The organism is Paenibacillus sp. Soil766, from assembly GCF_001428105.1.
In the GTDB taxonomy this organism is placed as follows: domain Bacteria; phylum Bacillota; class Bacilli; order Paenibacillales; family NBRC-103111; genus Paenibacillus_E.
Genome location: NZ_LMSJ01000045.1, coordinates 393,300 through 399,902, shown reverse-complemented (window position 1 = coordinate 399,902; position 6,603 = coordinate 393,300). Strand labels below are relative to the sequence as shown.

General features: G+C 47.1%; 7 protein-coding genes. 2 read left to right on the top strand and 5 right to left on the bottom strand.

What is annotated here, in order from left to right:
* The first annotated feature begins 468 nt into the window (after positions 1-468).
* The gene (locus ASG89_RS29160) at positions 469-1,719 is read left to right on the top strand and encodes an IS110 family transposase (protein ID WP_057314818.1); all 1,251 of its coding nucleotides are present in this window, start codon (positions 469-471) and stop codon (positions 1,717-1,719) included.
* A gap of 316 nt (positions 1,720-2,035) precedes the next feature.
* On the opposite strand, the gene ASG89_RS29155 is transcribed toward ASG89_RS29160, so the two are convergent.
* From ASG89_RS29155 to ASG89_RS29140, 4 genes are all read right to left on the bottom strand, one after another.
* Positions 2,036-2,908 carry a PHP domain-containing protein gene (locus ASG89_RS29155; RefSeq protein ID WP_082593681.1) on the bottom strand — a complete coding sequence of 291 codons (873 nt, stop codon included), beginning with the start codon at positions 2,906-2,908 and terminating at the stop codon, positions 2,036-2,038.
* On the bottom strand, positions 2,905-3,816 hold the full coding sequence (locus ASG89_RS29150; protein ID WP_057314817.1) for a selenium metabolism-associated LysR family transcriptional regulator: 912 nt from the start codon (positions 3,814-3,816) through the stop codon (positions 2,905-2,907). The genes ASG89_RS29155 and ASG89_RS29150 overlap by 4 nt, the downstream gene beginning before the upstream one ends.
* 114 nt (positions 3,817-3,930) lie before the next feature.
* Positions 3,931-4,368: a hypothetical protein gene (locus tag ASG89_RS29145; protein ID WP_057314815.1), complete on the bottom strand. Its 438-nt coding sequence runs from the start codon at positions 4,366-4,368 to the stop codon at positions 3,931-3,933.
* A gap of 267 nt (positions 4,369-4,635) precedes the next feature.
* Positions 4,636-4,899, bottom strand: coding sequence for a YlbG family protein (locus ASG89_RS29140; RefSeq protein ID WP_057314813.1), 264 nt, complete (start codon positions 4,897-4,899; stop codon positions 4,636-4,638).
* A gap of 47 nt (positions 4,900-4,946) precedes the next feature.
* Here ASG89_RS29140 and ASG89_RS29135 point away from each other — a divergent pair, with 47 nt between their 5' ends.
* On the top strand, positions 4,947-5,951 hold the full coding sequence (locus ASG89_RS29135) for an asparaginase (protein WP_057314811.1): 1,005 nt from the start codon (positions 4,947-4,949) through the stop codon (positions 5,949-5,951).
* A gap of 174 nt (positions 5,952-6,125) precedes the next feature.
* Here the strand turns inward: ASG89_RS29135 and ASG89_RS29130 are convergent, their stop codons facing one another.
* Positions 6,126-6,575, bottom strand: coding sequence for a YlbF family regulator (locus tag ASG89_RS29130; protein ID WP_157276853.1), 450 nt, complete (start codon positions 6,573-6,575; stop codon positions 6,126-6,128).
* Between the last annotated feature and the right edge of the window lie 28 nt (positions 6,576-6,603).

The following is a 6,603-nucleotide window of genomic DNA, read 5'->3' as shown; positions in this document are numbered from 1 at the left end:
AATTCCTCCTTGTATGCTAAGAGCAGTTCCTGATTCTTTAATGAATTGGAAATTGCTCTTTCTTATTTTTGTTCTTTGAAAAATGAATTTCAACCGGTTGTGGACGTAGCTCAAGCGAAGGCGCGGGAGCTGTCCCAGCGGGACGAAATATCTTTAAAAAGGTGTTTACGATCTTGGGATGTCTTTGGGACAATGCCATTAGGTGTTACCGACGGGAATGTTCCTTTTCCTCCTGTTGAACCGAATCATCGGTTTCTTCCAAGTTAGAGTGTTCCCTTGACCTCTTCCGTCTTTTCCTACACGCTGACTGTGTCCCACGCGATTTCATCCCTTCCGCATTGCAGAGGAAGGTTCGTGCACCGATGAACCGTGGTGTATACCTATAGCTCGCAAGGCTGTTAGCGGAGAGAATTCCAAGGACATCCCAGGACTGTAAACACCCAGTTCTCTATGAAAGGAGGTGATTCCATGCCACACATCTTATTTGTCGGGATCGATGTAAGCAGTAAGAAAAACGTGATTTGTTGCCTCCCAGAAGGCGATAACGCCAAATCCCTAAGTCGCTTTACCGTCTCAAATGACGAGCCCGGTGTTACGACGCTACAAGAGCGCATCTTGTCACTTATGCAAAAGCACGAGTTAACGCACATTCGCTTCGGACTTGAAGCGACAGGCTGCTATTCCAGTCACCTTGCCAGATACTTGGAAAGTGTGCTTAGCTTCGCGCCGTTTGAGCATAGTGTCTATGTCTTTAACCCTAGTCTCATCAAGGTGTTCAAGAAGACCCATTTTCTTGATGCCCCAAAAAACGACAGGGTAGACGCCTGGTTCATCGCCGCTAAGCTCCGATCCGGTCATCTACCCCGTGCCTACACGTGGAGTGAGTCGCTGGCCGCCCTACAACGCCTCACGCGAACTCGCTACCACATTGTACAGACTTTGACACGGGAGACGAATTTCCTGCTGACCAACTTATTTTTAAAGTTCAGCAGCTATTCAAGTGGCCCTTTCGGTAAAAAAACGTCGGCGACGAGTCTCGCAGTCATTCAAGAGTTTGCTAGTGTAGAGGACATTGTGAACATGTCCGTCGATGATCTCATGGCCTTTGTTGCCGAATGCGGCAAAAACCGCTTCGAGAATCCACAAGAAGTCGCAAAAGCCCTACAAAAAGCCGCACGCTCTTCCTACCGTTTGCCTAAGGCGATGGCTGACGCTGTAAACTTAGCGATGGCCTCCAACATTCGGATTATTCGGTCGCTTCAAGAACAGGCGAATTCGCTAAAGAAGGCGATTGAAGAGCATCTGGCTACCATTCCTCAGACGCTCACGTCCGTGCCTGGCATCGCTACGATTTTCGCAGCAGGCCTGATTTCGGAAATTGGCGATATCTCGCGCTTTCCGAACCAGATGGCACTTGCCAAATATGGCGGACTTGCTTGGACTGAGAACCAGTCAGGCGACTTTAAAGGTGTAGAATCTCGGCTTATTAAATCCGGTAACCGCTATCTGAAGTACTACTTTACAGAAGCCGCAAAAAGTGTTCAGGTGCATGACACTGTATTTGCGGAGTACTACAGTATGAAGAAAGCGGAGCCGGCCAAATACGCCGAAAAACGTGCCCTTGCGCTAACAGCTCGTAAATTAGTGCGGTTGGTCGATTACCTGCTCCGAACCAACCGACTCTACGAACCCAAGGAGGTGATCCGACAACAGGTTTGACATAACCTACACATCCATTCCACCTATTATTTCAGAAGTTAGAAAATATTTCCAAACTTCTAAGGTAGGGTGGGTTTAGTTTGGTATGCTCTTTTTTAGGCTCACCCCCTAAAAAAGTAACGGACCTTCAAGATTTTTTCCAATTAGGGTCTTGACATAGTACCGCTGCTCTAATTAGGGTCGTATGCTCTTTTTTAGGCTCACCCCCTAAAAAAGTAACGGACCTTCAAGATTTTTTCCAATTAGGGTCTTGACATAGTACCGCTGCTCTAAAAGTTTTGAGTAACTCATGCAAGCGAAGTGTGGAATTGCAATCTCAAAACTCGCTCCGGAAGCATACGCTTGACCGTAGAAGTTCCACGACACCCATTCCGATGCGTTTCGAGCCGATAGGCCCGTGGAAAGCTGTATCGCCGCGTACGCCATGGAAATCAGAGCCTGCCGTGATCAGCAGCCCCTTACGCTCTGCAAGAAGCCGATATCTTTCTTCATCTTCTGGCGAATGATCAGCATGATATACTTCAATGCCGTCTAATCCCTGTGATGTAATGACCTCTACTAGCGCATCATCGTGATAAACGCCGGGGTGTGCAAGCACCGCTTTGCCGCCTGCCTCATGAATCCAAGCAATCGCCGTTGCGGGCTCAATGCGAGGTGGATTAGCGAAAGCAGCCGCACCAGTAGCCAAATAGCGATCGAAAGCTTCCTTGATCGTACTCACATAGCCTTTATTCAAGAGCACAGCAGCAATGTGTGGTCGGCCAACGGTATCACCTTTGCGCTTCACATTTGCAACTTCTTTGAGAACTTCCTCCATCGTAATGTCGATACCAAGCTCCTGTAGTCGTGCAATAATCATCTCATTGCGGGTATCCCTTGTTTCACGTAAAGACGACAAGCGTTGTAGAAATTGTTCATCCTCAATGTTCATGTAATAACCCAGAATATGAATGTCCTGGCCACTGACAACCGTTGAGATTTCTACGCCGGGAACAACGACAATGCCCATTTCCAAGCCTGCCGCAAGTGCCTCCGCTACCCCCGAAATCGTATCATGATCAGTAATCGCAATTGCACCTAATCCTGCGTCTAGAGCCATTTGGACATTCGCTCTCGGCGACTGCGTCCCGTCTGAAGCTGTTGTATGTGAATGTAAGTCTGCTTCCATGCGATCCCCGTCCTTTTTCATAGAAAACGACTTAAATCTTCTTGTCTCAAGAAAGTCATGAAGCTTACGGCCGAAATAGGCAGTAAGGTCGAGTTTAAATAAATCGCATAAAAGCTGCGCTCAAACACGATATTCTCGATTTTCTTCACTTTAAAAAGGCCTAGCGTTACCTCATGCTTCACGGATGATTGCGAAAGAATAGAAATCCCCAATCCCGCTTCAACAGCCGATTTGATGGCTCCTGTGCTTCCTAGCTCCATCACGATCTTCATCGAAGTACAGTCCATGTTGCAGCGAGCGAATTCTTCCTCCATGACTCTTCTTGTGCCTGAGCCCTGTTCTCGCAGTACAAAAGGGTACTTCAATAATTCTTCCAAAGTAACAACCGGGGCATCCGCTAACGGATGATCCGAAGGAACAATTAGACGCAACTCGTCGCTAAGGATCGGTTCGGTATGAACGTCCGGATGATGAATAGGCGCCTCAACAAGACCGAAATTGAGTTGATGACTGAGTACCTCATCCAGGATTTGCGCAGTATTCATTACTTTCATCGATACGGAGATGTTCGGGTAGTCCTTACTGAATGGGCCCAGAAGCCGAGGTAAAATGTACTCCCCCATCGTTAAGCTGGCGCCAAGTTGAAGCCGCCCTTCGATCATCATTGTAAATTTCGACATCGCGACATCGGTGTCCCGAATAAGCTCGATGCTATTTTTGGCAAATGGCAGCAAAGCTCGTCCTGCCTCGGACAGTTCGATCTTCTTGGTGCTGCGATGAAAGAGCTTCACGCCAAAGTAATCCTCAAGTGACTGCACCTGCATCGTCACGGCAGGTTGTGTCATATGTAACGCACCGGCTGCATGTGAGAAACTGCCTTTCTCCGCTACGGTATAGAAAATGTGTAATTGATGAAAATTAAGTGCCATGATATACCGCCTCTCTTTGCTCCATTATATGAAATCGAACACGTACAGTCCATCAAGACGACAAAAAAAGAGTATGTCTGCCTAGCTCCAGACATACTCTGCTCCATGACATGATTAACGCCGTTTGCGACTATTCTTAATTAAGGTCATACGACGAGAGTGCCTCAACCAGGAATAGTACGATTTCAGATCGCGCAGCTCCATGGTTTCTGACATTTTGCCAAGAAAGGTAACGATGATCATTTTGTGTAGAGGATTGCCTACAAGGTCCGTCTCATGCTCCAAATGGGAGAATTCCGCCACTACCACCAAATCATCATCAATGAGATAGACGTCTTCTTCGTTCCGATAATAAGGGACCATGCAATCATTTTTAAGCTTCTCCCAAAGAAACGCGCAGATTTCCTCGAGTGAATTGTTATCGCTAGAAATACGATCGCTCCATCGCAGCTTAGCATGATTCGTGATCACGATATCCGCCACTTTCTTATCACCTAGCTGTACGAAGAATGGTTCGTAAGTACTCCATCTCCCCATAACCTTATCTTTCATGATCACATCCCCTTTCCTATTTTAATGGGACCGAATACCTACTCCCAGAAGTTCTGTAAGTTATATTTTACTGTATTATAACTTTTTTTCCCATGGAAGAATATATAAAATTATTAATAAGTATTTATGAAGACAACAAACTATGCCTAATTTTCGGAAAATTGAGAAAACTTCTAACAAAGTCATTCAGCAGGAGCGCCCCAGGTCAATGTGGATATAAAAAAAAGAAAAAAGCTTCTCACGAAGCTTTCATTTTGCACTGCAGCCTCAAAGCGTGTAAAATCTAGTTTTGTCAGGAACGTCACTACTATATTCCGTTGGAATTTCATTACGATAAGATTTCTCTACCTTCTTGACGTAAGGCAGCTTAAGCAGACTGCGTGTGGTCTCTTCCAATTTGCTCGCATGTATATAAAGAACTGCATAATTCATTTTTTTGGATATGTAATGAAGGGAACCGAACCGCTCCAAATTTCTGGCGGCTTTGATATCGTTTACCCAAATGATTAATCCGCTTCGCTCAATCATCATGATTGCAACCTCTTTTCAATAATCCTAGTATGGAGTGATCTCACAACATGAAGCCATCAGACACTATTGTCCGCGTTTCTCGCGGGAATATAACAGAAAGTATACATCGCATCCACCTTGCTGTCGTTGATAACCAAGGAACGCTCCTGCACAGTGCAGGCGATCCGCACCTGCTCACCTTCGCCCGTTCAACCGCGAAGCTGATTCAAGCCTTGCCGGTCATTGAATCCGGCGCGGCTGATCATTTCGGCCTGACAGAGGCCGAAATTGCCTTGTGCTGCGCTTCCCACAATGGGGAAGCTGTGCACGTGAGCACGGCCCGAGGCATCCTGGGCAAGCTAGGGTATCATGCCAAGCATCTGCAATGCGGTGCACATGAACCGTACCATGCGCCAACCGCACAGGCGATGCGTGAGCAGGGAGAGTCCCCGTCAACTTTACACAACAATTGCTCGGGCAAACATTCGGGTATGCTATCTCTAAGCAGCCATCTAGGAGCTTCACCAGATACCTACATGAGCCCAGAGCATCCGGTTCAGAACTTAATGTTAGCTGCTGTGAGCGCCATGTCAGATATGCCCAAGGAACAAATAGAGCTCGGAATTGACGGCTGTGGCGTCCCTGTTTTTGGGATGCCGATCAATCATCTCGCACTCGCTTTTGCACGATTGGGCAGCCCTGAAGGGCTATCTGCTCAGCGTGCAAACGCTTGCCAGAGAATTGTCAATGCTGTGCGAAAATATCCTCAATTCCTCGCAGGAAGCGATCGCTTCGATACGCGATTAATCGAGGTAACAAAGGGCCGAGTCATAGGCAAAATGGGCGCTGAAGGAATCTTCGCCCTCTCCATACCCGATCAAGCCATTGGCTTAGTCTTAAAGGTAGAAGATGGAAACATTCGTGCCTTGTATCCCGCGGTCACTGAGGCTTTAAAGCAGCTAGGCTATCTCTCGGAAACCGAGATCAGTGAGCTCAAGGAATTCCATACACCTGCCGTTCACAACTGGCAAGGAACCGAGGTCGGAAGCATCCGCCCCGATTTCTGCCTGTAAGGACGCTTTTAATCACGAGGTAACCCAAGAAAATTATTCGACATCGAAGATTGAATTCAGCCGGAACTTCCGGTGCTCACATAGCTACACTACGCTCCGCTCCTCATTTCCTAGCTTCTTTCAATCTTCTCGGTGCTGAAAACCGGAGTTTCTGATCACGAAGTCGTCCTTACATTAACCGCAATTCCCACTGCAGCTTCCACCGGAGCTGCAGCCTTTGCCGGTTGGCAAGGGGTTATTGCTTGGCACTTTAATGGAATCTGATACCGCGTGGGCAATCGTCGTTGAAACGGTGAATAACAAATCGTCCAAGCGATCCTCAGCTTCTTTGTACTTGCGAACAGCCTCAATAGCTAGGAGCTTCTCTTGCACCTCATTCAAAGCGTTTAATGCATCGTGATAGCTCGGATGGTAATGCCCAAAACGCTCGCACTCCTCAAACGCATCTTTCTTCCTAGCAAAAACAGCTTGCAAATCTTTCACTTCTCTGCTGCTCTCAACCTCGGTCTTCCAATATAAATAATCTGCAACTTCCGCAGAAGAATTAATCATATCACCCATATCGTAGGCCTGCATAAGGATAGCCGACATATCCAGTGTTTCAGTTTCCATTGTTTGTAACATTACGACAGCCTCATCCTTCCTCGCGAAA

What these genes read in the sequence shown, in the direction of transcription:
- ASG89_RS29150 (WP_057314817.1), bottom strand. Translation starts at nt 3,816, where the DNA reads ATGGCACTTAATTTTCATCAATTACACATTTTCTATACCGTAGCGGAG.
- ASG89_RS29155 (WP_082593681.1), bottom strand. Translation starts at nt 2,908, where the DNA reads ATGAAAAAGGACGGGGATCGCATGGAAGCAGACTTACATTCACATACA.
- ASG89_RS29160 (WP_057314818.1), top strand. Translation starts at nt 469, where the DNA reads ATGCCACACATCTTATTTGTCGGGATCGATGTAAGCAGTAAGAAAAAC.
- ASG89_RS29145 (WP_057314815.1), bottom strand. Translation starts at nt 4,368, where the DNA reads ATGAAAGATAAGGTTATGGGGAGATGGAGTACTTACGAACCATTCTTC.
- ASG89_RS29130 (WP_157276853.1), bottom strand. Translation starts at nt 6,575, where the DNA reads ATGTTACAAACAATGGAAACTGAAACACTGGATATGTCGGCTATCCTT.
- ASG89_RS29140 (WP_057314813.1), bottom strand. Translation starts at nt 4,899, where the DNA reads ATGATGATTGAGCGAAGCGGATTAATCATTTGGGTAAACGATATCAAA.
- ASG89_RS29135 (WP_057314811.1), top strand. Translation starts at nt 4,947, where the DNA reads ATGAAGCCATCAGACACTATTGTCCGCGTTTCTCGCGGGAATATAACA.